The organism is Klebsiella sp. X1-16S-Nf21, from assembly GCF_002837615.1.
In the GTDB taxonomy this organism is placed as follows: domain Bacteria; phylum Pseudomonadota; class Gammaproteobacteria; order Enterobacterales; family Enterobacteriaceae; genus Klebsiella; species Klebsiella variicola.
This window is the reverse complement of sequence record NZ_PJDK01000021.1, coordinates 26,036-50,410: the sequence shown is the minus strand read 5'-3', so window position 1 is coordinate 50,410 and position 24,375 is coordinate 26,036. Positions and strand designations below refer to the sequence as shown.

The 24,375-nt window shown below is 52.3% G+C and carries 29 protein-coding genes and 3 pseudogenes; 17 read left to right on the top strand and 15 right to left on the bottom strand.

All coding sequences use genetic code 11. The annotated features are described in order from the left end of the window. Window positions 1-31 precede the first annotated feature (31 nt). Window positions 32-598, top strand: coding sequence for a DJ-1/PfpI family protein (locus tag CW267_RS12085; RefSeq protein ID WP_165787437.1), 567 nt, complete (start codon window positions 32-34; stop codon window positions 596-598). Between the two features lie 139 nt (window positions 599-737). Here CW267_RS12085 and CW267_RS31285 read toward each other — a convergent pair whose 3' ends face one another. Next, window positions 738-1,202, bottom strand: coding sequence for a hypothetical protein (locus CW267_RS31285; protein WP_227521844.1), 465 nt, complete (start codon window positions 1,200-1,202; stop codon window positions 738-740). Between the two features lie 118 nt (window positions 1,203-1,320). Continuing rightward, a complete protein-coding gene (locus tag CW267_RS31280; RefSeq protein WP_227521850.1) occupies window positions 1,321-1,632 on the bottom strand; it encodes a hypothetical protein in 312 nt (103 codons plus the stop codon). An 18-nt stretch (window positions 1,633-1,650) separates the two neighbouring features. On the opposite strand from CW267_RS31280, the gene CW267_RS31590 reads away from it, so the two are divergent. Then, window positions 1,651-2,010 (top strand): hypothetical protein, encoded by a 360-nt coding sequence (locus CW267_RS31590; RefSeq protein ID WP_319826671.1) that lies wholly within the window; start codon window positions 1,651-1,653, stop codon window positions 2,008-2,010. Window positions 2,011-2,021: 11 nt separating this feature from the next. On the opposite strand, the gene CW267_RS31585 is transcribed toward CW267_RS31590, so the two are convergent. Together CW267_RS31585 and CW267_RS12065 are read right to left on the bottom strand one after the other, a co-directional pair. After that, a complete protein-coding gene (locus CW267_RS31585) occupies window positions 2,022-2,438 on the bottom strand; it encodes a hypothetical protein (protein WP_319826670.1) in 417 nt (138 codons plus the stop codon). Between the two features lie 804 nt (window positions 2,439-3,242). Beyond that, entirely contained in the window at window positions 3,243-3,794 is a 552-nt protein-coding gene (locus tag CW267_RS12065; protein WP_100781559.1) for a recombinase family protein, read from the bottom strand. A gap of 91 nt (window positions 3,795-3,885) precedes the next feature. Here CW267_RS12065 and CW267_RS31275 point away from each other — a divergent pair, with 91 nt between their 5' ends. Beyond that, window positions 3,886-5,439 carry a hypothetical protein gene (locus tag CW267_RS31275; RefSeq protein ID WP_227521843.1) on the top strand — a complete coding sequence of 518 codons (1,554 nt, stop codon included), beginning with the start codon at window positions 3,886-3,888 and terminating at the stop codon, window positions 5,437-5,439. Here CW267_RS31275 and CW267_RS12055 read toward each other — a convergent pair. Next, window positions 5,400-5,699: a phage holin family protein gene (locus CW267_RS12055; RefSeq protein WP_133124649.1), complete on the bottom strand. Its 300-nt coding sequence runs from the start codon at window positions 5,697-5,699 to the stop codon at window positions 5,400-5,402. The two genes, CW267_RS31275 and CW267_RS12055, sit on opposite strands and share 40 nt — an antisense overlap. A 491-nt stretch (window positions 5,700-6,190) precedes the next feature. Between CW267_RS12055 and CW267_RS30505 the strand changes: the two genes are divergently transcribed. Continuing rightward, the gene (locus tag CW267_RS30505; protein ID WP_165787436.1) at window positions 6,191-6,310 is read left to right on the top strand and encodes a small membrane protein; all 120 of its coding nucleotides are present in this window, start codon (window positions 6,191-6,193) and stop codon (window positions 6,308-6,310) included. 753 nt (window positions 6,311-7,063) lie between these two features. Continuing rightward, window positions 7,064-7,510 carry a hypothetical protein gene (locus CW267_RS12050; protein ID WP_100781557.1) on the top strand — a complete coding sequence of 149 codons (447 nt, stop codon included), beginning with the start codon at window positions 7,064-7,066 and terminating at the stop codon, window positions 7,508-7,510. Here the strand turns inward: CW267_RS12050 and CW267_RS31270 are convergent. From CW267_RS31270 to CW267_RS12030, 4 genes and pseudogenes are all read right to left on the bottom strand, one after another. After that, a pseudogene (locus CW267_RS31270) lies at window positions 7,416-7,662 on the bottom strand (hypothetical protein). The gene CW267_RS12050 and the pseudogene CW267_RS31270 sit on opposite strands and share 95 nt — an antisense overlap. Window positions 7,663-7,749: 87 nt before the next feature. Beyond that, on the bottom strand, window positions 7,750-8,166 hold the full coding sequence (locus CW267_RS12040; RefSeq protein ID WP_100781556.1) for an antiterminator Q family protein: 417 nt from the start codon (window positions 8,164-8,166) through the stop codon (window positions 7,750-7,752). Beyond that, on the bottom strand, window positions 8,159-8,539 hold the full coding sequence (locus CW267_RS12035; RefSeq protein ID WP_100781555.1) for a RusA family crossover junction endodeoxyribonuclease: 381 nt from the start codon (window positions 8,537-8,539) through the stop codon (window positions 8,159-8,161). Before CW267_RS12035 ends, CW267_RS12040 begins: the two co-directional genes overlap by 8 nt. Then, a pseudogene (locus CW267_RS12030) lies at window positions 8,526-9,219 on the bottom strand (DnaB-like helicase C-terminal domain-containing protein); the annotation flags it as partial. The pseudogene CW267_RS12030 and the gene CW267_RS12035, both read right to left, overlap by 14 nt. On the opposite strand from CW267_RS12030, the pseudogene CW267_RS12025 reads away from it, so the two are divergent. The 5 genes and pseudogenes from CW267_RS12025 to CW267_RS12005 all read left to right on the top strand — a co-directional run. After that, window positions 9,205-9,408 (top strand): annotated as a pseudogene (locus CW267_RS12025) (hypothetical protein); the annotation flags it as partial. The pseudogenes CW267_RS12030 and CW267_RS12025 overlap by 15 nt on opposite strands. Beyond that, window positions 9,398-9,622 carry a hypothetical protein gene (locus tag CW267_RS12020; protein ID WP_100781554.1) on the top strand — a complete coding sequence of 75 codons (225 nt, stop codon included), beginning with the start codon at window positions 9,398-9,400 and terminating at the stop codon, window positions 9,620-9,622. The pseudogene CW267_RS12025 and the gene CW267_RS12020, both read left to right, overlap by 11 nt. Beyond that, entirely contained in the window at window positions 9,619-9,921 is a 303-nt protein-coding gene (locus CW267_RS31265; RefSeq protein WP_227521842.1) for a hypothetical protein, read from the top strand. Before CW267_RS12020 ends, CW267_RS31265 begins: the two co-directional genes overlap by 4 nt. Before the next feature lie 133 nt (window positions 9,922-10,054). Beyond that, window positions 10,055-10,288 (top strand): excisionase family protein, encoded by a 234-nt coding sequence (locus CW267_RS12010; RefSeq protein WP_032451986.1) that lies wholly within the window; start codon window positions 10,055-10,057, stop codon window positions 10,286-10,288. Between the two features lie 55 nt (window positions 10,289-10,343). Continuing rightward, window positions 10,344-11,636: a tyrosine-type recombinase/integrase gene (locus tag CW267_RS12005; RefSeq protein ID WP_100781553.1), complete on the top strand. Its 1,293-nt coding sequence runs from the start codon at window positions 10,344-10,346 to the stop codon at window positions 11,634-11,636. A 211-nt stretch (window positions 11,637-11,847) separates the two neighbouring features. Here the strand turns inward: CW267_RS12005 and CW267_RS12000 are convergent, their stop codons facing one another. The 4 genes from CW267_RS12000 to CW267_RS30025 form a co-directional block, all read right to left on the bottom strand. Then, window positions 11,848-12,519 (bottom strand): hypothetical protein, encoded by a 672-nt coding sequence (locus CW267_RS12000; protein ID WP_100781552.1) that lies wholly within the window; start codon window positions 12,517-12,519, stop codon window positions 11,848-11,850. A 56-nt stretch (window positions 12,520-12,575) separates the two neighbouring features. Then, window positions 12,576-12,962 carry a hypothetical protein gene (locus CW267_RS11995; RefSeq protein WP_100781551.1) on the bottom strand — a complete coding sequence of 129 codons (387 nt, stop codon included), beginning with the start codon at window positions 12,960-12,962 and terminating at the stop codon, window positions 12,576-12,578. Between the two features lie 122 nt (window positions 12,963-13,084). Further along, window positions 13,085-13,291 carry a hypothetical protein gene (locus CW267_RS11990; RefSeq protein ID WP_100781550.1) on the bottom strand — a complete coding sequence of 69 codons (207 nt, stop codon included), beginning with the start codon at window positions 13,289-13,291 and terminating at the stop codon, window positions 13,085-13,087. Between the two features lie 212 nt (window positions 13,292-13,503). After that, entirely contained in the window at window positions 13,504-14,040 is a 537-nt protein-coding gene (locus CW267_RS30025; protein WP_133124645.1) for a hypothetical protein, read from the bottom strand. Window positions 14,041-14,738: 698 nt separating this feature from the next. Between CW267_RS30025 and CW267_RS11980 the strand changes: the two genes are divergently transcribed. The 3 genes from CW267_RS11980 (at window position 14,739) to CW267_RS11970 (ending at window position 17,128) form a co-directional block, all read left to right on the top strand. Continuing rightward, window positions 14,739-15,455 carry an IclR family transcriptional regulator gene (locus tag CW267_RS11980; protein ID WP_263009823.1) on the top strand — a complete coding sequence of 239 codons (717 nt, stop codon included), beginning with the start codon at window positions 14,739-14,741 and terminating at the stop codon, window positions 15,453-15,455. Between the two features lie 82 nt (window positions 15,456-15,537). Then, complete coding sequence (locus tag CW267_RS11975) at window positions 15,538-15,948, top strand: GlcG/HbpS family heme-binding protein (RefSeq protein WP_100781548.1); 411 nt, start codon at window positions 15,538-15,540, stop codon at window positions 15,946-15,948. Between the two features lie 4 nt (window positions 15,949-15,952). Beyond that, entirely contained in the window at window positions 15,953-17,128 is a 1,176-nt protein-coding gene (locus CW267_RS11970; RefSeq protein WP_100781547.1) for an MFS transporter, read from the top strand. A 229-nt stretch (window positions 17,129-17,357) separates the two neighbouring features. Here CW267_RS11970 and CW267_RS11960 read toward each other — a convergent pair whose 3' ends face one another. Then, on the bottom strand, window positions 17,358-18,713 hold the full coding sequence (locus CW267_RS11960; RefSeq protein WP_047718090.1) for an aspartate aminotransferase family protein: 1,356 nt from the start codon (window positions 18,711-18,713) through the stop codon (window positions 17,358-17,360). Window positions 18,714-19,082: 369 nt separating this feature from the next. Between CW267_RS11960 and CW267_RS11955 the strand changes: the two genes are divergently transcribed. The 4 genes from CW267_RS11955 to CW267_RS11940 are packed head-to-tail and all read left to right on the top strand — an operon-like array spanning window position 19,083 to window position 23,541. Beyond that, the gene (locus CW267_RS11955; RefSeq protein ID WP_100781545.1) at window positions 19,083-20,099 is read left to right on the top strand and encodes an ABC transporter substrate-binding protein; all 1,017 of its coding nucleotides are present in this window, start codon (window positions 19,083-19,085) and stop codon (window positions 20,097-20,099) included. 16 nt (window positions 20,100-20,115) lie between these two features. After that, window positions 20,116-21,114 carry an ABC transporter ATP-binding protein gene (locus CW267_RS11950; RefSeq protein ID WP_040225637.1) on the top strand — a complete coding sequence of 333 codons (999 nt, stop codon included), beginning with the start codon at window positions 20,116-20,118 and terminating at the stop codon, window positions 21,112-21,114. Continuing rightward, window positions 21,111-22,757 carry an ABC transporter permease subunit gene (locus CW267_RS11945; RefSeq protein WP_100781576.1) on the top strand — a complete coding sequence of 549 codons (1,647 nt, stop codon included), beginning with the start codon at window positions 21,111-21,113 and terminating at the stop codon, window positions 22,755-22,757. Before CW267_RS11950 ends, CW267_RS11945 begins: the two co-directional genes overlap by 4 nt. A 13-nt stretch (window positions 22,758-22,770) precedes the next feature. Further along, entirely contained in the window at window positions 22,771-23,541 is a 771-nt protein-coding gene (locus CW267_RS11940) for a DeoR/GlpR family DNA-binding transcription regulator (RefSeq protein ID WP_100781544.1), read from the top strand. A 207-nt stretch (window positions 23,542-23,748) separates the two neighbouring features. Here CW267_RS11940 and CW267_RS11935 read toward each other — a convergent pair whose 3' ends face one another. Further along, window positions 23,749-24,177 (bottom strand): TOBE domain-containing protein, encoded by a 429-nt coding sequence (locus CW267_RS11935; RefSeq protein WP_047718108.1) that lies wholly within the window; start codon window positions 24,175-24,177, stop codon window positions 23,749-23,751. Window positions 24,178-24,375: the final 198 nt, after the last annotated feature.

The window sequence follows — 24,375 nt, the reverse complement described above, 5'->3', positions numbered from 1 at the left end:
CCAGTCTGGCGAGGTCTGCTTTTAGTGATGTGTGGCCTTATGCAATAGCCCCACCACCATCGAAGTTTTCACCTGTGCCACCAGAGTTAACCGGGATGATGTTCCACTATTTAATGTTTTTACAGTAGGTGAGACGTTAAGCCCGGTACGTGCAAGGGCTGGACTGAAAATAGATCCTGATTTTTCTTTGGAAAATCACCCTGAAATAGATTGCCTGATTGTTCCGGGTGGGGTCGTAAGCGCTGAACTTGAGAAGCAAAACGTGCTTGAGTGGATTGCTAAGCAAGCATTAACTACGACGATAACCGCATCGGTATGTACAGGTGCTTTTTTACTGACAGCCGCCGGGATCATGGAGGGCAAATCGGCCACAACGCACTGGGACGATGTAACAGATTTGCGTGCAATGTTCCCCTGGCTTTTCGTAAAAGAACGGGTGCGGTGGGTTGATGAGGACGAAATCGTGACTTCGGCAGGAATTTCAGCTGGTATCGATATGAGTTTGCATTTAGTCGAGTGGCTTAATAACAGGGAACTGACACTATTAACTGCGAAACAACTTGAGTTTGACAAGACTGAGAACCAACCGTCAGTTTAGTACACTTCAGTCAGGCCAATGAACTAAATTAGCGATACAGGATAGTTTTGTATTGAGCCAACGATGGCAACTATCCTGAATTTCCGTTCTTTGCTTTAATCGAGCGGGAGCCAGTCATGAAACAAAAATCTTACTACTCTTATCGATCTTTCATCCACACGGAGCAGAAAATGTACTCTTCGATGTCTAAAACAATAATAATAGGTGGCAGCCGTTTTATGTTCGAAGGGTACATGCCCGGATCCGGGTATTGGATATAATTAAGGCTCCAGTGATTTCTCTGCTGGAATGATCTTACTTTAAAGCAATTCATGTTAAGATACGGGAACCTTTTCAGTAATAATGTTTCCTCTTCTGCCACCAAGGCTTGACGGGCATTAGGAAAGCGTGGATCGGGGATAATCTCCTTTCTCTCTGTCTTTTCAGGTTTAGCGGCTGCCGGCGCTTCGCTTTTTTTCATGCTGACGCGTGCTTTCATGGCACCGATGGCGGCAACGGCCTGCACCAGGGTTTCACGCTCCGGGCGGGTGAGCAGATCGTCTTCACAAATCAGGGTGTTCAGATTATCGATCAGGGTGGCCAGACGGGTTTCAGTGACTTTCATGGTTCAGCTTTTGTTCCTTGTGGTGGTTGGGGTCGGTCCCTGCTCTCATGCCCCTGGCCGGAGATCGTCAGCCGGGGTTTTGGGTCGCGTGCTACGTGGCCTGTTGAAGATAACGGGCTCACGCCCTCTTTCCCGAGCCGGCATCGTCCCACACCATCACCGTGGCCAGATGCTCCGCCACCTCCCGCCCCGTGTAGCCGGCCAGGATAGCCAGCGCCCGGTCGGCCGCGTCACGGGACAGCGGACTCCAGAACCCGAATCCGTCCGTCATCAGGAGCCACTGCAGACGTTCAGTCCAGCTCTCGCCGGGTTTACGGACCGGCGAAAACACAATCTCCGTTAGCTGTTTGCGGTTGCAGTACAGCTGGCGCTGCTCCAGTTCGTCCAGCAGGCTGTTCAGTTCGCGCCGGTCAGCTTCTTCCTGACTCATTTGTGGCCAGCGGATGCGGTGCCACTGCAGCTCCTTGACCTGGCCGGCGGTAAACCCTGCGCGGGCCAGCAGATCAGCCAGCGCGGTCTGCGTGTCATCCTCACAGCCGGCCGCCGTGAGCGGGAAGGCCTCAGGACTGTCGCGCAGAACCTGCAGCAGGCGGCCGGCGCCGGCAGGCCGCGGAGCGGCCCGGCAGGCGTGGTAACGGCCTGCCTGATCTCCTCATTCAGGCCGGTTATCCCCTCCGCCTGCAGCGCGGTGTCCAGCTGGCGGTACCAGGTGCCGATCTGGTCCGCCGGCGCGGTAACGTTCCGCGTGCCCTCCTCCGGCGTGGCGCTCTCATTGATCTGCACCCGGACCGCTATCCCCGCATCGTGACAGGCTTGCTGTCAGGTGGCGACCTGCAGGGGATCGCCTTCCAGGCGTGTCAGCTGCCCGGCCGCATTCCACAGCTGCAGACCGGTGGTTCCGTCAAGACGGATCACGTAGTCACCCCGCAACGCCAGGTGCCATCGACTATCCAGCTCCACCGGCTGGTCGTCAGCCTCATCTGCCTGGATAGGCGGGACCAGGGGCAGAACCCGGATCTCCGTCGCGGGCAGGTTGCGCAGCCAGCCCGCGGCTTCCATGCACCGGTAGGAGGCGCGCAGGTTCGGCCCGTACACCGGGGCGTCGCCGCCCTGATCCAGCACCCGCTCAATATCCCGCGTCGCCACCGGTCCCGGACGTTTCGCATCGAGGGCGATCAGCACAATCAGCACCCGCCGCTGAAGCGGTGACGGGCGGCGGCTTTTTTTCTCCGTCACGCCCGGATCTCCCTGAGAGCATGGATCAGCCTCTCAAGGTGCAGCCTGTCAGCGTCAATGCGCTCCATGTCCGGCACGCCCGGGTACCCGCTCATCGCGAGGATAAACCAGAACCGGAGAATGTCTGAGGCCCTGTTCAGCTCCTGGACTTAGTACGGGCGTCCAGGCGAAGGTCGCTTTTCCTGATTTCTTCCTCTGCCTTTTGCGTCAGCAACTCATAGCTGAGTGAAAACGTCACTTCGTTATCCATCCTGTACGCTCCGTCTGATAATGTCCTGTTAAGTATAAAATCATACTTCGAATGATTTCTTACTCGGTCTTAAAAAATCATATTAGATGTGATTCTATATTTAATGCTAAATATCAAACATAGTATTATTATGAATTTAAATAACTAAAAATCGACAAATATCTTCCAGGAGCGCCGTTTTTAGCGGTTGGACAGAACAATCGATTGTCGTTGTTTACGAACTTTGGCGAACTTTGCTAATTCAAAATGCCCCATCCATGCCCCTTTGATGTCACAGCTATCAAACAGGACCATCATCCTGCCTCATATCGTTGATCACGTGCGTTGCAACTCAGGGCTCTTCAACTTCTCCAGGCCCCCCTTAAGTAAAAACATACCCATGCAACCGGAACTTTAACTTAACTGTTCAGACCAGAAATATCTGGAAACATCTGAAATTTTCTCAGAAGATATACTCTGCGCAAAGACGCACACAGCAATAATGTAATGAAGTTTTTTCCCCTGAGTGTGCCTGCTCCGGGGATTTTTTTATCAAACAGGACTATCACCCTACCTCACTCGCCTACCGGAAAATATTTGTAAACCGTCTTAACCCCTACGCCGATCACGTCGGACACCTGCTGGCGTGTAGCCCCTTTCTCAAGCATGCGTCGGCAACGATCCACAACTTCTGTGGTCATTATCCGGCGGCGGCCACCGATGCGCCCCTGCTCCCTTGCCGCTGCTAAACCGGCGCGGGTACGCTCGACGATCAGCTCTCTTTCCATTTCCGCCAGAGCACTCATTACGTGGAAGAAAAAGCGGCCTGCTGGCGTACTGGTATCGATGCTGTCAGTCAGACTCCGGAAATTTACCCCGCGCTGCTGAAGCTCCGACACGAGCGTTATCAGATCGCGCACGCTGCGCCCGAGCCGATCCAGTTTCCAGACCACCAGCACGTCCTCCGGTCGGAGTCGCCGCAGCGCACGCTTTAATCCTGGTCTCCTGGCGTTCTTTCCGCTCGCCGTATCCTCGAAAACCAGCTCACATTCTGCGCGGTTCAGCGCACTTTTCTGTAAATCGAGGTTTTGATCCCCGGTCGATACCCTAGCGTAACCAATCAGCACTCTCTAACTCCTTGAAATAGCTGATTGTAAAAAGCTCCGGTCTTTCGCTCAAACCCTCGTTTGCGCGAACGCCTTTTTTGGAGCAAAAAACATGGCCTTTAACCCGGAGCTGGGGAGCACGTCTCCCGCAGTGCTGCTCGATAACGCCGAGCGCCTGGATAAGCTGGTGGATGGTGATGCGCCGACCGAACCGGACCGCGCTGGCGTTGATCTGGATACCTGGCGCGGAATGATGGCGAAGAATGACCAGATTCGTCAGAACCTCGTGCCATTGAGTAAGCAGTACATGACGCCTGAGGCGGCCCAGGCCGATATCCTCAATATTCCGGATGGCAGCACCACTTTTGTGCGCAGTTCTGATGATGCTTATCTGGCTGTTGAATACAAGAACACGGGTGGAACGTTAGAGGCTACTGGGCGCAGGATGATTTCAGCGGGATATGTTGACGCGTTGAGGGATTTAGTTACCACCGAACTGGCGAAGATTATGGCCTTCGGTGCCGCGCAGACAACCGATGCTTATCCGGACATTGCCGGGCTGATTCTTGATAGTGTAGGGAACGCCGTTTATCGCCGTTACGCCGATGGCACGAGCCAGTTTCCGGCACTGATGATTGGTTCAGGGATTGAACTTGGGCAAATGGGGGGCGGAGGATTTGTCTGCCAGATGCGCGCCACTGGAGAAGAAATATTTAATATTTCCGCAATGGGAAACCTGACACATAGCAGCGTGACCACATGGTTTGCTGATGATGAAAGCGTCAGTGATTATGCTGAAATACACATGGATCCACAGGGCCGAATTTACCGGAGAGTGCGCAGGGATGGTACTGATGAGCGGGTCGGCGATGAAACGCCTGATAACGATGCTTCTGAATACCCCATGATTGCTTCAGTTGATGGAAATATCATTGCGGTAGATGGCAGCGATGTAACTCAGATCACGAACGACTCCGGAGTTTCAAATATTGCTCCTGTTGCATTCGCTAAATTTCTTCGTTTTCTGTCCAACCTTAGCGGCAACTATCTGACGAATCGCTCAACGTATAACGGGAAATACCGGGTGCGTGAAAGCAAGAATATCCTGCTTCATTACATTGGCACCGGGCAATCTCTTAAAGCAGGGGGATCGACGATTAGCCAGGCTCCTGTCACTATCGCCTCAGAAGCAGACTATGGAGTGATCAGTTTTTCAACTGGCCCGAAGGTCGATTTCAAATACGATACTCTGGACGAATCCCTGCTGGGATCGGCCACCCCTGCGCGAGAAAACGTGGGCACCCGTCCCGGCCAGGAGTCACCATCCAGCGGCATAGCCTATAAAATTCATGAGCTGACAGGGCATGCCGTTTTGGCCTCCACCGCTGCAAGTTCGGGTACAGATATTGCGGGTATTTCGGCTGGAACCGCCACGTTTACCGCCGCCACCAAAATGATTCAGGCGGCCGTTGCGATGGCTGATGAACTGGGCATGGAGTATTTCCCGGTACTTGTGCTCATCCACGGAAATCAGAATGCAGCAGCAGGCACATCTATATCCAGTTATCGCACAGCAATGGAAACCCCCTTCTTTACCGAGAATGCCCTCGATAATCTGATCTGCTGTCATGGCGCCTTAACTCCGGTAATGCGCTCCCAGAAATAGGTCAAAGCAACAGAACCCATTGCCCCGCTAATTCCGGAAGTCGCCAGTATCATGTAAATGCTCAGTCCGCTTTCAATGCTCACCAGGCCAGCAATAACGTCGGTAAACCCTGAAACCACCATTTGGGCAAGAGCATTGAACAAGCTCCATGTTGCCTTGCTCTGCTTCACATCTATCAGGTAGCGGACAAGTCCACCCCAGCAAGCAATGATCAGCAGAACCAGCCAGGACATCCCGGCAATGCTCTCTTTGTCTTGCATACGTTTAGCCATAGTTACCGCCTTCGATGAAAGATCGGGAAGCTGTGTGAATAAATTGGCGGGCTCTGCGCAAGCGCCCTGCGATTGGGTTATGAACCGTCGCAGGTGAGCCCTGTATGAAGAAAGGCCGCCAGATTGATTTACGACAAAGCACTGTGTGACTAACGTTCTGGCCGCGCATTGAGGGTTTAAGTTTCAGAAAATAAAGAGATAAAAAAATCAAGCCACCAAAATTGAGGATCACAAAATCAAAGCATTGATTTTATTAAAAAAAAATAAATCAAAGCAAAAAATAGGAATGCAGACAAGCATATTTTACTTATTAATAAGTAATTTACGGAATTAGACACCATAAAAATCAATAAAATCAATAAACCATAAATTCAGATTAATTAGTTAAAATTAACAAGTTTTAAGGGTTAGGATTTTTCTCACTACAACTATAAATTCTTCCCAATCAATGAAAGAAAGTACTTTGGGGTAGAAATTACATGTCAAATTTACTGATGCTAGCCTTAGCTATAGCTCTTCTTCTTATTGGTATTGGTTTTCTTGTCTCTTATATAAGAGACAGGAAAAAATATAAAAATACTTTTAACAATAGGCGTTGATAGCCACTCATCAGAAATAGAAACAGGTTAGACACATCTTCTAACCAATAAAATTATAAACCTAAGGGATTTCGACCAAATCATATTCATAACTTCGCGTTAGCTAACAATTTCTATGTCTGAACACGCTGCAAATAAAAAGACTTAACTAGTTTGCATAGGCTGGAGTGTCGCGATTATTTATAGTGCTGTAGTAAATCGCTATGATTTACGGACTGGGGAAGCCTGAGACTCACCCCAGTGCCCTTAAAATCTGATTGATGCTTTTGAGGTCCGCTTCCCGAAGTGGTCCTTTTTTTAACTGAACATAAATCCTGAGTTAGATCTTCTGATTGCCGGGACAGTCTTTAGCTTTTTATGGTTCAGGTAGGTAAAGGCGGGTTGCAGGTCTACTTCCCTGCCGTCACCGTTGACATTATTTAAAGTCCTACACGTCCGGACTAATGCTTCGGTAGATTTGAATCTACACCTGCTGTGTGTGGTGCCGGGTGCCTCCCGGTGGATCATATGCGGCCTCAGATCCCCGCTTGCTATCCCTGGACCAAAAAAGCCAGAACGCCGCAGCGCCCCTCCGCTTAGGGGGATTCACCACGCCAGAAATTTAACATTCAGTCCTTCAGGTTTCAACACTCTGCCTGTTGGAGATATCGGCTCACCATTGCCGCCAAGCCTGATGTTATCAGCGTGTAGCGGCATGTTTTCCTCTTTGATAAAATTGATTCGCAAAAGAACACAACATCAACGGGAGCAATAATGTCTAAGTACTCAGAACTTTTACAGGTAATCAAATCCCGCGTTTGTCAAAATAACGACTTCCCCCAAACATCACTGGCAGACTCACACAGTTACAGAACCAGGCAGGTTTGGTATCGAATAGGACAAATATTCACTCTTGAATGTATTCTCGATGAGTACAGGAAACATTTTTCATCGGATTATTATTATCTTGATAACGATAAGGCTCTTCATCACCTTATCTTCGAAATGACCAAGTGGAAACCTGAAGAGATTAGAAGGCTCTCGCTAAACGACAGTCTCTTTATCATTGCCAGTCAACTAAAGCCCAGTTATATGTCAGAAGATGCTGCCGCTTTCCTAGCGTCACTCAATCTGCCGACTGCCCACTATCCTGTTGAGGATTTTCCACAAGAGGACTGGGATCCCAGGGAAAACTCAGAATTCCTTCAAAGCTACCAGTAGTGACTCGCCCAATCTCCGCAGAGATCTGACTCAGCCGTTCCTCAAGAGCGGCTTTTTCTGCCACCAGGCGGAAGATGGATTTTCTGTTGCCCAAGCCAGTCTTCAAGCTGTTGAGTGGTCATGCCTGGGTTAAAAAAATATGGTTGTTGCATAGCTTCCCCCAGAAAAGAAAAAACCCGCCGGAGCAGGGTTTCGATGATTAGGCTGTGTGTCGAAGTGACCACTCCTAACACGTTATACTAAAAAATGCGGACCGCACTAGCACTTTTTTGACTATTTGGAATACTCACCACGGCATCCATTTCCAGGCGAACATCCAGCATCGACAGGCATCCCTCGATAAACCCTTCGGCAAGTAGCATCTCTATGCGTATCTGCTTCTCGCTTTTCTTCCTGTGCTTCGCCATCTGCTGTTTAGAGAACCGGAGAATGTCATGCCCAACCAACAGCTGGTAATCATACGGACATTTTTTCAACAGACGCGCCATGCAGCCTTCGATAATCAGCCCGTCGTCGTCGGTGCACATAATTCGAGTTTTGCTGGTTTGCGGAAGTAATCCTTTAAAACCGGCGGCAATGGAAGAATAATCAATATTGCATGTGTCGCTTTCCGCCCATGCGCCCCACATATCGAGAACCATTTGCATATCACGCATTGTTGTTATCTCCCACGCTGTCGCTATCAGAAATTAAAATTTGTCCGGTTACACCCCAGAGTTTTGTTACCCGCAAATCCCAGATATGTGCATCATTGGCATACAGAGCGTCCACCAGTGCTTTAATCATGTTATCGACATCCGGTTTTTGCTGATGAGCCTTACCGTTCATCACTGCGCGTTTCTTCTGACTCCAGCTCGCCGGCATCGGCAGGATGAATGTGATGTGACTTCCCGCCTCCAGCATGGTGACCTTCTTCAGGCAGACCTCATCGCACAACGCCCGGTAGCGAAGCACTACCTCCCGCTGCTTCCATTTATCTGCGCGGGTTTGCCGGGGTTTTCCCATTGGGGTAATGTTAAAAATCTGCACTTTTTGCCTGGCCCCCTCTGGCATATCGACGCGGTTGTGATTTTGGTTTTGGCGCTGAACGCTGGCGGGCTTCTTCCTGGTCAATCGGCAGGAAATGTCCGTTATAAAACCGGCGGTAAATAGTGCCCAGTTCGCCGTTGCGTTGTTTTGTCACGTTGATTTCAGCGATACCTTTTGCGGTGGATTCCGGGTCATACACCTCATCGCGGTACAACATCAGGATCAGGTCAGCGTCTGCCTCAATCTCCCCGGAGTTCTTCATATCCGAGTTCATGGGCCGCTTGTTAGGTCGGGATTCCACGCCACGAGAAAGCTGGCTCAGCGCGAGCACGGGGGTTTTATTGGCTTTAGCCAGGTTTTTTTAGCCCCTTGGATACCTCACCCACGGCCAGATCGTAACGCGCAGCACTCTGAATTTTGATAAGCGCCAGATAGTCGATGACCACCAGCGCGATTTCCGGATGCGCTATCTGGTAGCGCGTCGCGGTTTGCTGTATCTGATCGACAGTCAATCCCGTGGCATCGGTGATCCAGATGTTGCGGGTAGCCATACGTTCCATGCCGTTAAAGAACCGCGCCCAGTCCTCGTCCTCGAATTTATCCACGGCTTTCAGGCGGGACATCGACATACCGCCGGCGGCGGATACCATTCGCTTGGCGATCTGGATACCCACGAATTCATGACACCTGATGGACTCCTCTCCCGCCGGGCTATCGTGGAGCTTGAACCGTTCATGAGAGCATTCCGCCAAATGATAGCATTCCGCCAAATGATAGCAGAAGCTGAGCCCCGCGGTACCTGCTGGTATCACCCTAAGATGGGGATTTTTCAGGCTATCGGATGGGAGGATAGACACTGTGAAGATTGATTTTAACGATCAAGGGGCGGTTTCAATCATTACCGTTACCAGCACGGTGTTCGAGTTCCGCCGACACAACCGGGCGATTGATGTTGCCCTGCTCCTGACTCACGAAATGACCAGCAATAGCAGCGGTTTTTTCATAATGAAAACAGTGCTAAGTGGCAAGACAAAACACGCACTGCGGGCCTACAACCACCTGATCCGGGAGGCTAATCGATGAGTGAATTAACTTTAGTCATTGAGTTTGAAGATGGTAAGGAGCCGCCAGTACATGCCCATATGGAAGTATTTGGCGGGAAGGTTGTAGCTGTAGCGTTCCGTAATGTTTTAGAAGAACACTACAACGATGATGCAGCCTCCAAAATGCTGGATATCACCCTTCCCGACATTAGCTCAAAGGCATTTTGGAGCGGTAGCGGCAAAGACGAAGTTTTCCATCCAGAGACATACAGGCGCTGGGTAAAAGAGGCAATCGAGCGTTACTGTACTATCGCCCGTATCGATGTCGAGGTGAATTGATGGACTGGCCTACAGCGTTTTGCATCGTCTGTGTTGCGTTTGTCATTGCCTGGTTGTTTCGGAGTTAGCAACATGAATAGAGAATTTGAATTGTGGTGCCACTGTCGTGGCTTGGAAGTGGTGTGAGGTGGGTATGCAGACAATTATTCAACTTGAGCCGAACGAGTGGGTATCTGAGGACCTGCTGATCGCAGTGACTGGGATGAAGCGCGGAACAATTACCCGCGCCCGCAAAAAATCCTGGCTGCTGGGTAGGGAGTATAAACACGTTTCCCCTGAGGGTGATCCAAAGCCCACCAGCGAATGCATGTATAACCGCAAAGCGGTTGATGCGTGGATTGCAGCACAAAAACAACCAATTTGGTGATCGGCTAGCATGAAACAGGTAAGCTTATACTGCTCCTGGACGTCGGGAGGGAACAATGAGTAAAGCATCATACCCAACGGGCGTTGAGAACCACGGCGGATCACGCCGCATATGGTTCATTTATAACGGCAAGCGTGTCAGGGAAAACCTCGGTGTCCCTGACACCGCTAAAAACCGCAAGGTTGCCGGGGATCTGCGTACTTCTGTCTGTTTCGCTATCCGCATGGGTAGCTTTGACTATGCTGCGCAGTTCCCGAATTCACCAAACCTTAAAAACTTTGGTATCGAGAAGAAGGATATCGCGGTGCAAGCTCTCGCTGATAAATGGCTGGAGCTAAAAAGCATGGAAATCAGTGCAAACGCATTAAGCCGTTATCAGTCAGTGGTGAGAGTAATGCTTCCTCATATTGGTGGTAAAAGACTAATCTCGACGATCACAAAGGAAGATTTGTTGGGTATCAGGAAAGAACTGTTGACGGGATATTGTGTCCCTCGACCGAACCGCAAGACCGTGAAAAAGGGGCGCTCGGCCCCAACGGTAAACTATTACATGGGAATCATATCTTCTTTTTTCCAGTTTGCTCATGAGAACGGCTATGCAGAGCAAAACCCCTGCGCCAGCATTGGAGTACTGAAGAAGGCAAGAGCTAAGCCAGATCCGCTTAGCAGGGATGAGTTTTCCCGGTTAATAGACGCTTGCCACCAGCAGCAGACTAAAAATCTTTGGTCGCTGGCTGTGTATACAGGCGTTAGACACGGCGAGTTAGTTTCTTTGGCGTGGGAAGATGTTGATTTGAAGGCGAGAACCATGATCGTGAGGCGCAATCTCACGACCATGGGAAACTTTACTTTACCCAAAACAGAAGCCGGTACTGACAGGGTCATATATCTCACCCAGCCAGCGATTGAAGTACTGAAAAACCAGACAGAACTGACGCGGCTAGGAAAGCAGCACCGGATAGAAGTTAAACTACGGGAATATGGTAGAAGCACCCATCATTCCTGCACGTTTATCTTTGTTCCTCAACCTACAAGACATCATAACAAACCTGATGGGTATTATGCAGTAGGTTCTCTCGGGCCAAGTTGGACCTCAGCGATGAAAAGAGCTGGCTTACGTTCACGGAAGGCATATCAGTCGCGCCATACATACGCATGCTGGTCCTTGTCTGCTGGGGCAAATCCAACTTTTATCGCATCGCAAATGGGGCACGCAAACGCACTGATGGTGTACAGGGTTTATGGTGCATGGATGCCGGAGTCCAGCGCTTCACAGGTGGCCATACTAAATCAGTCCCTGCTAGAAAATGCACCAACGGTGCCCCAAAGAGAGAAAACAACAGTATAAGCCGATTAAAATCAGTCAGTTAAACCTTGATTTCAATCATATGTGTATTTTATCAGTATCGTTTAATTATCATATCCTTTTCGGGATTTCCGCCGGGCAGATCCGATTTCTGGCTAATCCGGAAAACAAAAAGCCGCTCAAGCGGCTCTTTTGTCTGTTCTCTGGTTGCTGGCGCGGGTGTCGCGCTGGAAGGCGGTGTCTTAACGGCATCTTATTTATAGTCTGGTAGCAAAAGTCTGTTCTGCCGGAGTGGAAATGTATTTTCACGTAGCAGCGCGACAGATTCGGTATCAAGGAGGGAACCATTCTCCAGATCTTCAGCCCGGAGCAGAAGGTTATCAATACTGTCGATCATGTTAAGTATCTCCCTGACGCTGCGGATCAGATCCAAGTCAGATGGCCTGTGCAATGTCGGGTGAAAATTTCGCGCTCCCAGATTATTTCTGGAAAACGTTTCATAATGTTCCGCCAGTCTGTCAGCTTCATTATCATGGAGCCAGCCCCCCTGGTTGTCCTTACCAAAGACAGGCTGAGCATAATCGTCGAATGCCCCATTATTTACCGGAACGCCATTAACGAGCTGATCGAGCAGTTGTTTTAAATGTGCACGAAGTGCGCTCAGGCTATCCTGATAGCCCATGTACAGTTCGTGGTAAAAGCAGACTGAAATAATGTTCAGGCGGTTTATGATTTCTGTCAGCGCAGGAATAAACCTCTTCACCTGTGTAGTCATAAGGTCCGGATAGGTCAGATCTGTGACCTTGTCCCTGCGTCGTTCATAGCTATCAGGGGCCAGTGCCTGATACTGCTTGTAGCTGATCGTACCGCTGGACACCGTCACTCTGACGTTTCCAAGGTAGTCCCTGATCAGCACATCGGTCATACCTGCCAGCCTGGCCGCCAGCACCCCGCCAGTATGAAGTATCGTTTCTGCCCTCTTTAACTCCCCCCGCTTTTCAGGTGGTCACACTGAAGGAAGAAATGGTTAATTTCCCCGATCAGTTGCTCGAGGGTGATCTCTGTCTGGAAATCGACTTTCTCCGCAATCTGACTGATCCCCTCCGCAATTGAGCCCTGGAGACTCCGGAATTCATCTCTGATCTGTGCTGATATCAGCTGCTGTGAAATACATATTTCATTCTGTAACGCCACAAATAAGGCGGGGGTATAACCGGTATCCGCTTTCTTTTCAACGGTCTTCAGGTTAGCGACAATTTTACCGGTGGTCGTATCCTGCACCGTTGCACCAATAAACCGCCAGCTACCTTCCTGTATCTTCTTTTTCGCACCATCTGACAGGGATGCTTCTAATTCAAGGATTTGCATGTCAATCACTCCTGGTCGAAAAAAACCTTCGGGCTTTTATCGTGAGAAAGGGTAAAGGTCTTAGCTGTGAATGAAATCACTGCTGAGCAGGCGGGCCTCATCCGGAGTGAGGAAGTCAGATGTCATGTCTGTAAACCGCACCGGATCAGTGAGGTACCGAAGCTGCCAAACTCTTCGCGGATCTGGCGCAGAAGGTTATCCGGAAGTTTGCGTGCAGCACGGTAGGCACGATCAAACATATTGCCCGTTCCGACCGGACTGCCCACTAGAGTACGTCCGGTATACGGCAGGTATTTCTCCAGCATTTCCTCTGCGTAACGGATGGCCATACCCGGTTCAAGAGCCGAGGTTTCAGCGTACCCACGGGTGCGATGCGGGGGTTCAGCAGATAAACTGCCCCGAGTGCAACCTGGTAGAAAAACTGCTCCCACTGATCGTATCGCCAGCCAATGCGCAGCCCGTAGTCATACTCTTTGGCCAGTTCGGAATCATCCTTAAACGACACTACACCGGTCGCCGGCATTTCAGCGAGTTCACGTTGCTACTCGTAGAACGGGATTTCAAAGGTGCGTTCACCACACGCCATATCGCCATAGCGTTTTTCAAGATCAGCGAGCAGAAAATACAGAATAAACGCGCGCAGGGCATTGCAGTCGGCATCCCACTGGCGGGGTGACTGGATAAGCGTCTCCGGAGCCTTGTCGAGGATCTGCTGTGCCTGTTCCTGCGCACCGGCATTAAACCCGCGGGCATCGTCTTTCAGACGGCGCAGCATGGTCAGGACTGGCTGATTCAGCGTCATGGCCTCGACGGCAGTGCGCATCTGGTACAGAACGCAATCGAATGTACCGTCAAGGACGCTGGTAATGATGCGATCGCCCCAGTCCGGGTGACGCTCGGTCCAGGACACCACTGAAGAGGCGTTTGCATGCCGGCACAGGTAGTTATGCACCTTGCCCGGGAAGGATTTCAGCACATAGCTGAGGCTGGTCGGGAAGCAGGCGCTGTAGATCCGGACTTCCGGTACCACCTGCGCCGTCATGCCAAGGTCCATCATGGTGGTGATGATGTGGCTCATGGCACCATGTGTGGTGACATACTGGGGGGAGCCTTTTAACGCCAGAGCTTCCTGTACGGCCCTGCGTACCGGGGGGGCAAGCTGTGCATTTTCTGGCTGTTGTTGGATGAATCGTTGAAGCTGCTCGTACCGCATATTCTCAATCTGCTGGATATCCTGATCTGAGCGCGCGATCAGTTTGATTTCAGTGAACCCGCTTTTCTGGGCGATTTCGCGATTTACCCTGCCGCGTTCAGGTGATGATTTTGCGTTCATTTTTTTAAATCCGGCCACATGGATTAATATGTTCATTTAAAACCGTTCGCAAACGGTTTTAAATGAACTAGCCTGGAAATTATCAAACAGCAACGAGAATTTCTGATAACCATATATATTCTAAATTTTGTATTTTTTTGCTTATTTATAACTTTTATGTAAATCGGATATATCCAGCTCCTCAGATCCGAAAACCCCATTAATCGGAAGTTTGTAGAGGGGAGGATTTTAAGCTTAAGTGGTGCGCCTTTGGTTACCCTTCTGAGGGAGACCAAAGTGTTCAGGGAAGAGGATCGATTCCGCCATAATGTCTGTTGCTGAATTGCCCTGTCATGCCATCTGAGAAACAAGCACCGGTCGTCTCATCTATATCCAGCATATGCCTGAATGGCTCCGGACCTGTTACTCTCTTTTCATCATTATTCTGCTCAGGATATAAGGCCTTGAATCAGCGTAAATACATACAGTCCGTAGAGAGGGCTATGCTGCTCCTTGAAACACTGGTCACCCGTAACGAAGGATTCCGTCTGACCGAACTGTCAGAACAGTTTTCTCTGAATAAAACGACATTACATGGGTTGCTCGTCACGCTTTCTTCGCTTGGATACGTTTCACGCCGTGGGCAGTATTATATTGCGGGGCTGCGGTTACGGGATGTTGCCCGGCCGCTCACGGATATGGACCAGCAACTTCGGGAACTCTTTACTCCCGCACTACGCAGGCTTGCTGTGCTCAGTAGCGAAACCTGTTGGCTGGCTGTGCCATCTGGTACACGTGAGTATCTTTATATTGACGCGATCGAAGGCGGAAGTTCGCTGCGTGTCGCCAGTCCCAGGGGGACACGGGAGGGACTGACCACTTCAGCAATTGGACGTGTCTTTCTCGCTTTTGATGATGACCTGACGAGAACCCTCAGAAAAGAAGGGATTATTACTGACAAACTCAATAGCGAGCTGCTCTGTATCGCTAAATATGGGTATGCTCTTGATTTAGAGGAGGCGGAGGAAGGACTTAACTGCCTCGCGCTCCCTCTGCGACAGCATGGTTACGTCGTCGCCGCGCTGGGAATGGCAGGCCCTTCTCATCGCCTGCATCCTGACTATCTCAGACGACTGGCTGTCAGAGTGATGCGGGAAATGTTTGACATTATCAAACTTTAACAGCTGATAGCTGGTATTGCTTGGGCAATATAATCCCGGTCCGCTATAAAAACACTCTTTCATCAACCGGAGTGTTTTTTATATGTTCGAGAAAATTTCACGTGATGCCATTCGTACAATTACCTCACTGGCTCAGGAGCAACACCAGGCTGTATGTATCAGTATTGTGGACAATGCAGGCCTGCTGAGAAGCTTCCTGCGAATGGACGGTGCTGTAGCCGGCGCAATTGATGTTTCGATTAAAAAAGCTCGCACCGCAGCCTTGTTTGGTTCTGATTCAGCCTCCCTGGGGCAGGAAGCCCGTCCGGGAGGGAAAATTTATTCTCTGGAGTCGACTAACGGAGGCTTAATCAGTTTTGGCGGCGGGATTGTTTTGCGGGACGATCAGGGCAATATCCTTGGCGCTGTTGGCGTGGCCGGGGCTACGGTAGATGCTGACCAGCAACTCGCTCTGTCAGGAGCCGCGGCAACGTCTGCTGCAGCCAGGGTGTAAGGCTATGCAGCGTATTCACCCCGGTTTGCTGGCATTGTCCGTGACAGCGTTTGCTATTGGTATGGCCGAATTTATTGTGGTAGGTATTCTGCCTGAAATCGCGTCAGCACTGACCATTGATCTACCCCGTGCCGGCAACCTTGTGGGTTTGTATGCGCTGGCTCTGGCTGTCGGTACACCGTTAATGGTGATGGCTATCGCTGGTTTCCCGCCAAAAAGGGTGCTGACAGCCCTGATCATTATGTTTCTGGCTGGAAGCCTGCTTTCGGCACTGGCGGACAGTTACCCTCTTTTTCTTACCGGGCGACTGATAACCGCCGTCGCGCATGGCAGTTTTTTCGCCATCGGGGCAACGGTCGCCGCCAGGATAGCCCCTGCGGGGAAAGCAGGTAAGGCCATAGCCGTTATGTTTGCCGGACTGACTCTGGCCATGGTTATTGGGGTACCGCTCGGCAGCTTTATTGGTCAGATAATGGGCTGGCGGGTGCCATTAATCATGGTGAGTTTACTGGCTCTGCTTGCATTACTGGCAACAATGTTCTGGCTGCCCGGCATCAGAAATAGCGGATCCGGGAATGTAAGGGAACAGTTGCAGGCGCTTTCACATCCGGCAATCCTGACCATGATGAGCATTACTGTGCTGGGGTTCGGGGCCAGCTTTGCTGCATTTACGTTTGTGATCCCCATTCTGACGACACTCAGCGGATTTTCTTCGAAAGTCGCAAGCTTACTGTTGATGGTTTTCGGGGGAGCCACACTGACAGGTAACCTGGCTGGCGGTCATTTTTCATCGACCCGGGGCTGGTCCGTAACGCTGGGCACACAGATTGTTTTGCTGACAGTGACATTAATCGCTCTGGCCCTCTTTCTTCAGTGGAAAGCGGCTGTCATTGGGTTACTCTTCCTGTGGGGAACCCTGGCATTTGGGCTATCTCCTGCGGTACAGCAGGGCATGTTGTCAGTGGCTGAACGCTACACTCCGCGGGCTGTCGGATTTGCCTCTGCCCTGAATATATCTGCTTTTAATCTGGGTATTTTTTGTGGGGAAAATATAGGAAGTGTACTCGTACACCATAATAAGCTCGCATACACACCTTTAGCCGGGGCGGGGATGTGTATGCTTTCTCTGCTGCCCCTCTGGGGTCTTGTCAGATATATCGGCTGTCAGCCTACAAAATAATAAAGTACCGGGTAAGCCGTCAGGCATGGCCCGGTTTAAAAAGATACGCTGACGGTTCGGCTGCGGTGATATCAAACTCGAATTGCTCTATTAATTCTGCCAGTTTTTTCCCGGCCGTTTCACAGTCAATCTGATTCAGCAAAATCCGGACAGCGACCAGTTTAAGCTGCGGAGGAAGATGTTCCAGCCACGCCCAGAGTGGCTTTGGCCTCAGTGTTTCTCCAGAACGTCAGCTTTGCCGTTTATTCGCCGTGCAAGCCATCAGTACTTTATCAAGCGATCCTACCAGCCAGTCGATATCCTCTGTCTGGAACGCCATCGGCGGGCGTAGCTTCAGCACGTTGCCATAGGGCCCGGCCACGGAGGTCAACACTCGCTCGGCGCGTAAGCGTTCGATAACATCCAACGCCAGCGCTTTGTCCGGCGTTTTGCTCTCACGATTGCTTACCAGCTCGAAGCCGGTAAACAGCCCGGCGCCGCGCACGTCGCCGACGTTCGGGTGGCGATCTGCCAGCAGCGCCAGCTCGTTACGTAACAGCTCACCGACCCTGAGGCTGTGCTCCTGCAACTTCTCCTCGCGAATAACCTGCAGCACGGCCTGGGCGGCGGCCATCGACACAGGGTTGCCGCCGAAGGTGTTGAAGTAAGGAATATCGTCACTGAAGGCGGCCAGTACGTCGGCTTTTGCCAGCAACCCGGAGACCGGGATGCCATTTCCCATCGGTTTTCCAAGTGTCACCACGTCCGGCACAATGCCGTGGCGGCCAAAGCCCCAGAAACTCTCTCCGGTGCGGGCAAAACCCGGCTGCACTTCGTCAGCAATAAAGATCCCGCCGTTGGCGTGCACCACGTCGAGTGCCGGCTTCAGGAAGCCCTGCGGACCAGGCAGTACACCATCGGAGGAGAAAATCGAGTCCACCATAAGTCCGGCAAACTTGATGCCGTGGACGGCCATGTCATCGATTTGCTTCTGGATCTCCTGCGCCCACCAGATGCCGAGATCGGAGGCGTCCACCCGATAGCGATCCGGCGGCGGCACCAGCCGGGTGGTGGGTGCCAGCGGCTGACCGCTGCCGAGCGCCGGGGAGGCGCCAGAGGTCAGCTCGCTGGTACCATGATAGGCCTCCTGGCTGACGATGATCCCTGAGCCGCCGCTCCAGGCTTTAGCAATGCGGATTGCCAGGTCGTTAGCTTCGGAGCCGGTGCACATATACATCGCCTTATTGATGGCGTCAGGCACGGTGGTCAGTAGGTCGGCAGTGTAGTCCAGGATGCGCTCGTGCAGATAGCGGGTGTGGGTGTTGAGCTGGCTCATTTGCTCGTGCACGGCAGCAATCACAGCCGGGTGGCAGTGGCCGATGCTGGCGACGTTGTTATAGACGTCGAGATACTTCTCTCCTGCCGCATCCCAGAGATACTGCCCTTCACCGCGCACCAGATGCACCGGATTACGATAAAACAGACGGTAGGACTCGCCCAGCAGTTGGCCGCGTCTGTCGGTCAGCCTTCGCGTCTGGGCATCCAGCGCATCCGCATGCTCTGCGCGAAAGCTGTTGGTATCCATGATGGTAGAACGTGTCGCCATGATAACTCCCGGTTTCGGTTGACTCGCTAGTTAAGCTCACAGGTTTTAGCCTACACGTGACCCCCACAAAAATGCAATATAATACACAAATACATTTTTGTGCACTCAATTAGTGAAATAAAAACACCAAAAAAGTGCAATAAAATCCACAAAAAACCCAACAAAGTTAAAATCTCTTGGTGATATTTTATTTATATTATTGTTTTTAATTGTTATTTATTAAATGCACATACAAATGTTCTCCTGGCACAGAAAGTGCACATAATTACACATTGCTAATAACGCAATCGATAAGTGAATACACAAAAAGCGTATTCATGGCGTAAGGCACAGCGCACCACCACTTTTAACCGCATTAAGGAGAGTTCAATGAAACGCTTTTCATTTCGCCGTACCAGCCTGATGGCCACCTGTGCTCTCGCAACGCTCTCCGGAGCGGCGCATGCGGGAACCATTACCGTGTATACCTCGCTGGAAGAGGATGAGATTAAGGACTACGTCGAGAGTGCAAAAAAGGATATGCCGGATCTGACCATCAACGTACTACGCTTCTCTACGGGCGATCTGGGCCCGCGCATTCTCGCGGAGGCTAAAAATCCGCAGAATGACGTTATCTGGGGATGGGCGCTGACCAACGTGATGGACCCCCGTATTGAGGGCTTACTGGAACCCTACACCGCAAAAGGTAGCGAAAAGCTTGGTGCCGCCTCCCGCGCACCGGACCATAAGTGGTTTGCCACCACTGGCTATATGGCGGCGTTCTGCGTTAACACCGAAGCCCTGAAGGCAAAGAACTTACCGGTACCGGAGACCTGGCAGGATTTGACTAATCCGGTTTATAAAGGCGAGGTGGTGATGCCGAACCCGGTGTCCTCCGGCACTGGCTATCTGCAGATTGCGGCCTTGCTTCAGTCGAAGGGCGATGAGAAGGGCTGGGCGTTCCTGAAATCGCTGGACGGCAATATCGCCCAGTACACCAAGTCTGGCTCCCGTCCCTGCAAAGCCGCGCGCACCGGTGAGTACGCAATTGGTGTCTCGTTGGCCTTTGCCGCGATGCAGTCCATTGAAGAAGGCTATCCCGTTGATATGGTCATCCCGAAAGACGGTGCAGGCTACGAGCTGGAAGCCTCCGGCCTGATGAAGGCATCGAAAAATAAGGCCGATGCTAAACGCTTCCTCGACTGGACGCTCTCCGCTAACGCTGCCACCCGGTACACCAAATACAAGGAGATTGTCACCATTCCGGGTGTACCGCAGTCGCAGGCTGCAAAGGCTGCGGGCCTGCCGGCGGACCTCTCTAAGGTGCTCTATCCGGTGGACTTCGCCAAAAGCGCCAAAGAGCGCGACACCATTCTCGCCACCTGGCAGAAGACAATCGGTCGTTAAGCTGGAGGAGGACGCTATGGCTTTGGTAATCGAAAATCTCTACAAAACTTTTGACGGCTACGTTGCCCTGGATCGCATCAACCTGTCAGTCGATAAAGCGGAGTTTGTCTGTCTGCTCGGTCCCAGCGGCTGCGGCAAGACAACACTGCTACGCATTATCGCCGGTCTGCTGGGAGCTGACGGCGGTAAAATCAGCCTCGACGGCAGGGATCTGGTCAACGTTCCGGCCCGTGATCGCGGGTTTGGCATAGTCTTTCAATCCTATTCGCTGTTTCCGCATATGACCATTGCCCAAAACATCGGTTATGGCCTGAAAATACGCAACACACCGACTGCTGAAATCGAGGCTCGGGTCAGCGATCTGCTGGAAACGGTAAAGCTTGCTGGCTTCGGTCATCGCTACCCGGCCCAACTTTCGGGGGGACAGCAGCAGCGGGTGGCGATCGCCCGTGCGCTGGCGGTCAGCCCCTCCCTGCTGTTGCTCGACGAACCGCTCTCTGCGCTGGACGCACGGGTGCGGGCTGGACTCCGGCAGGAGCTGCGCGAGGTACAGCAGCACCTCGGCATACCGACCTTGATGGTAACTCACGATCAGGAGGAGGCGATGAGCATGGCGGATAAAATCGTCTGCATGCAGGGAGGTCGCATTATGCAGGAAGGAAGCCCGCGCGAGCTATACACCACGCCGCACACACGATTTGTGGCCGAATTTATGGGTCACAGCAACCTGCTGCCGCAGGCGGTGGTGCAACACTGGATGCCGGACTTGCTCGCAGGCGGCCAGCCGGAGGATGCCGAGCTATTTATCCGCCCGGAGCGCATTGGCATTCGCCAGGCTCCGGATGCGGAAGGGATGGTGGTGAGCACCAGCTTCCTCGGTAGCATTCAGCGAGTGCAGGTGCTGTGGCGATCTCAGCCGCTGCTGGTCGAAACCAGCAGCGCCGTGGGGCTGGCGGCTGGCGACCGGGTTACTCTCTCTTTTGACGCGCAGGACTGCGCATGGGTGCAGGCATGAGCAGATCACTTCTTCCTCCGCAATCAGCGGCTGACCGCTGGCTCTCCCGCCTCTGCCTTTGCCTACCGCTGCTGGCGCTGCTGGCCTTTTTCGGCGGACCAATGCTCAGCATCCTCTGGCACAGCCTGGTGGACGACCGCAGCGGCGCCGTCGGCCTTAATAACTACGTGACGCTGTTTGACGCTCCCGGCGTCTGGCGGGCGCTCGGCAACAGCCTGCTGCTGGGCATCGCAACCACGATTATTACCCTGCTACTGGGTTTTATCGTCGCTTACGGCCTGCAGTTTACCGTGATGCCTGCGAAGCGCTTTATCACGTTCGCTACCACGCTGCCAGTGCTGGCGCCTTCTCTGGTACTGGGGCTGGGGCTTATTTTTCTGCTCGGACGCAACGGTATCGTCGGTAATATTATGGGAGTGAGGCTGGATATTTACGGCTTTCACGGCCTGCTGATTGCCGACGTGTTATATGCCCTGCCGCAGGCTGTGCTGATAATTCAGGCTGCTCTGCGCCACAGCGACGCTCGTCAGTATGAGGCGGCCGGTGTGCTGGGGGCCAGCGGCTGGCGACAGTTTCTCGATATCACCCTACCGGGCGTGCGCTTTGGTTTGCTCAGTGCCGGGTTCGTGGTGTTCACGATTACCATTACCGATTTCGGCAACGCTGTGGTGATCGGTGGCGACTTCCCGGTGCTGGCGACTGAGATTTACAGCCAGGTCAGTGGGCAGATGAAATTTGGTATGGGAGCGGTAGTCGGCATTCTGCTGCTGCTGCCGGCGGCGGCGGCAATCTGGATTGAGCGGGCGGCGGCCAGGCGGCAGAAAATGATCGGCACTGCTTCGGCTCAGCCCTACGTTCCGACGCCGCAGCGCGGGCGCGATATTCTGTTCTGGCTGCTGAACATGCTGATTTCTCTGGCAATCGTCGCCACCATTGCCACGGTGGTGATGGCCAGTCTGATCCGGCTTTGGCCCTACCGGCTGGACCTGACCCTCAAACACTACAATATTGACCTGGCGGGGGGCTACACGCCGCTGTGGACCTCTGTTGGGATCTCGGCACTGGCGGCCATTGTCGGCACGTTGCTGTTGTTCCTGCTTACCTTCGGCATTCGCCGCCAGCCAGGGCGAACCGCAGACTTCGCCACACTGCTCAGCGCGCTGCCGGTGGGCGTACCCGGGCTGGTACTGGGGCTGGCCTACGCCTTTACCTTTAACAGTGCCGATCTGCCCTGGGGTATGCTCTATGGCACCGCGTTACTGGTGGCGCTGTGTAACTACTACCACTACCACACCCAGGGCTTCACTACCATGATGATGGGCATGCGCCACGTGCCCGGTTCGATGGAGGATGCCACCAACGTACTCGGCGGCGGGGTGGTACATATAATGCGCGACGTCTACCTGCCGGCGATGCGGGTGACGATTATCTCGGTGGCGATGTTCCTGTTTATGCGCTCAATGGTGACGCTCTCGGCGGTGATTTTCCTCGTCACGCCCTCGCTGCCGCTCGGCGCGGTAACGGTGATGCGCCTCGACGAAGCGGGCTTCACCTCCCAGGCGGCGGCTTTTTCTACGTGCATCATGGGGATTGTCGCTATAATGGCGCTGCTCCTAAACCTGTTAACCGGCAAGCGCCGATAGAGAACCTTTATTCATGTTAGAAGAGACCCGCCTTCACCGTATCTGTGCGCTGCTCTCCACCCTCAACCGGGTCAGCACCGAGCAAGTTGTCCAGCATCTCGGTGTCTCCCGCGAGACGGTGCGCCGGGATGTGCTGAAGCTCGAAGCGATGGGCGCGCTGCGGCGGGTGCATGGCGGGATCGCCTCCATCGCTCAGGAAGCCGAGCCACCGCTATCAGTGCGCAATACTGTACGCGCGAAAGAGAAGCACGATATCGCAAGGGCAGCAGTGCAGCAGCTGATACCGGGGCAGACGTTGTTTATCGACGCCGGCAGCACCACCACTCTGCTGGCGGACGAACTGCTGTCGATGCCTGGCATGATCATTATCACCAATAGCCTCAACGTGGCTCTCAAACTCAGTGGCGGAGAGATGTCCCTTAAGCATGAGGTTATCCTGCTCGGGGGCCATATGGGCCCGTCGCTACAGGCCACCAGTGGCGATCGGACCATCAGCGAAATCCACCATTACCGCGCCGACGTAGCCCTGTTGTCGCCGGTCGGGGTAACCGCCCGCGACGGCGCCAGCAGTTTTGCCCATCATGAGGCGGCCATCGCCAGTGCGATGGTGAGGTGCGCTAAAACACGTATTATTCTTGCGGATCACAGTAAAATCGGCGTCACCAGTCGGGTTATTTACGCTCAGATACCGGAGATAGATCTTATTATTACCGACGCTGGAGCTGCCGAACTTGCGGAGTGGCAGTATCTGCAGAAAAGCGGCCCGCAGACGCTCATTGCCTGATTTTAAAGTTGTACGCGGCCAGTATCGCCACCAAACAGCCACTTTTTGGGAGGGTTGTAGTAGGTCAGACTAGCAGTATATTGGAAAGCACGTAGATAAAACACCATGAGCGCTTGCAGTGATTACCCCTGTATGAGGTGTAACGTGATGCACTTAAGGTATTAAAAAGCCCCGTTTATGCGAGGCTCGTCATTTCAGAGAATCACATTACATTCGTGTGGCAATAAGAACAGAAGAGGCTTTGATCAGTGCTATCACACGTACGCCCACTGCCAGCTGTAACACTTCGCAGCTTTCATTGGTGATGACTGCCACGATTTCAAATCCGGCATCGGCATTTACATGAACGGTCGCATTTACCGCACCTTCCGTTACCTTGCTCACCTCACCTGCAAACTGATTGCGGGCAGAGAATTTAAGTCCACAGCTTTCGGTCGCCAGCGTAACCCAAGGAGCCTTTATCAGCGCGATAGCTTCTTTACCCGGCAATAGCCCGAGCACATCTTTGCTGCCAGATGTGACAATAGCAATCAGCTTTGCTCCACCTGCCAGTGTTAATTCGACTTCATCGTTAACTGCACCGTGTTCTGTTGAACTCACTATTCCGACGAGCTGATTACGAGCTGAAATAGCCATGTTATCTCCATGGGAATTGATCAGGGATTTGTTATAGCAAGTCCTTCCCTTCTTATCCATACCCGTTTTCTTATCATGGTTTTTAGTTGTGCAGTTTTGGAGTCCACGAAGCAGAAATGGATCGAGGAGGTTTTCTTTGATTTTGGCATAGCAAAGCTTATCTGCCGTGTTCCGAAGATGCAGAAATTCGGGTGATTT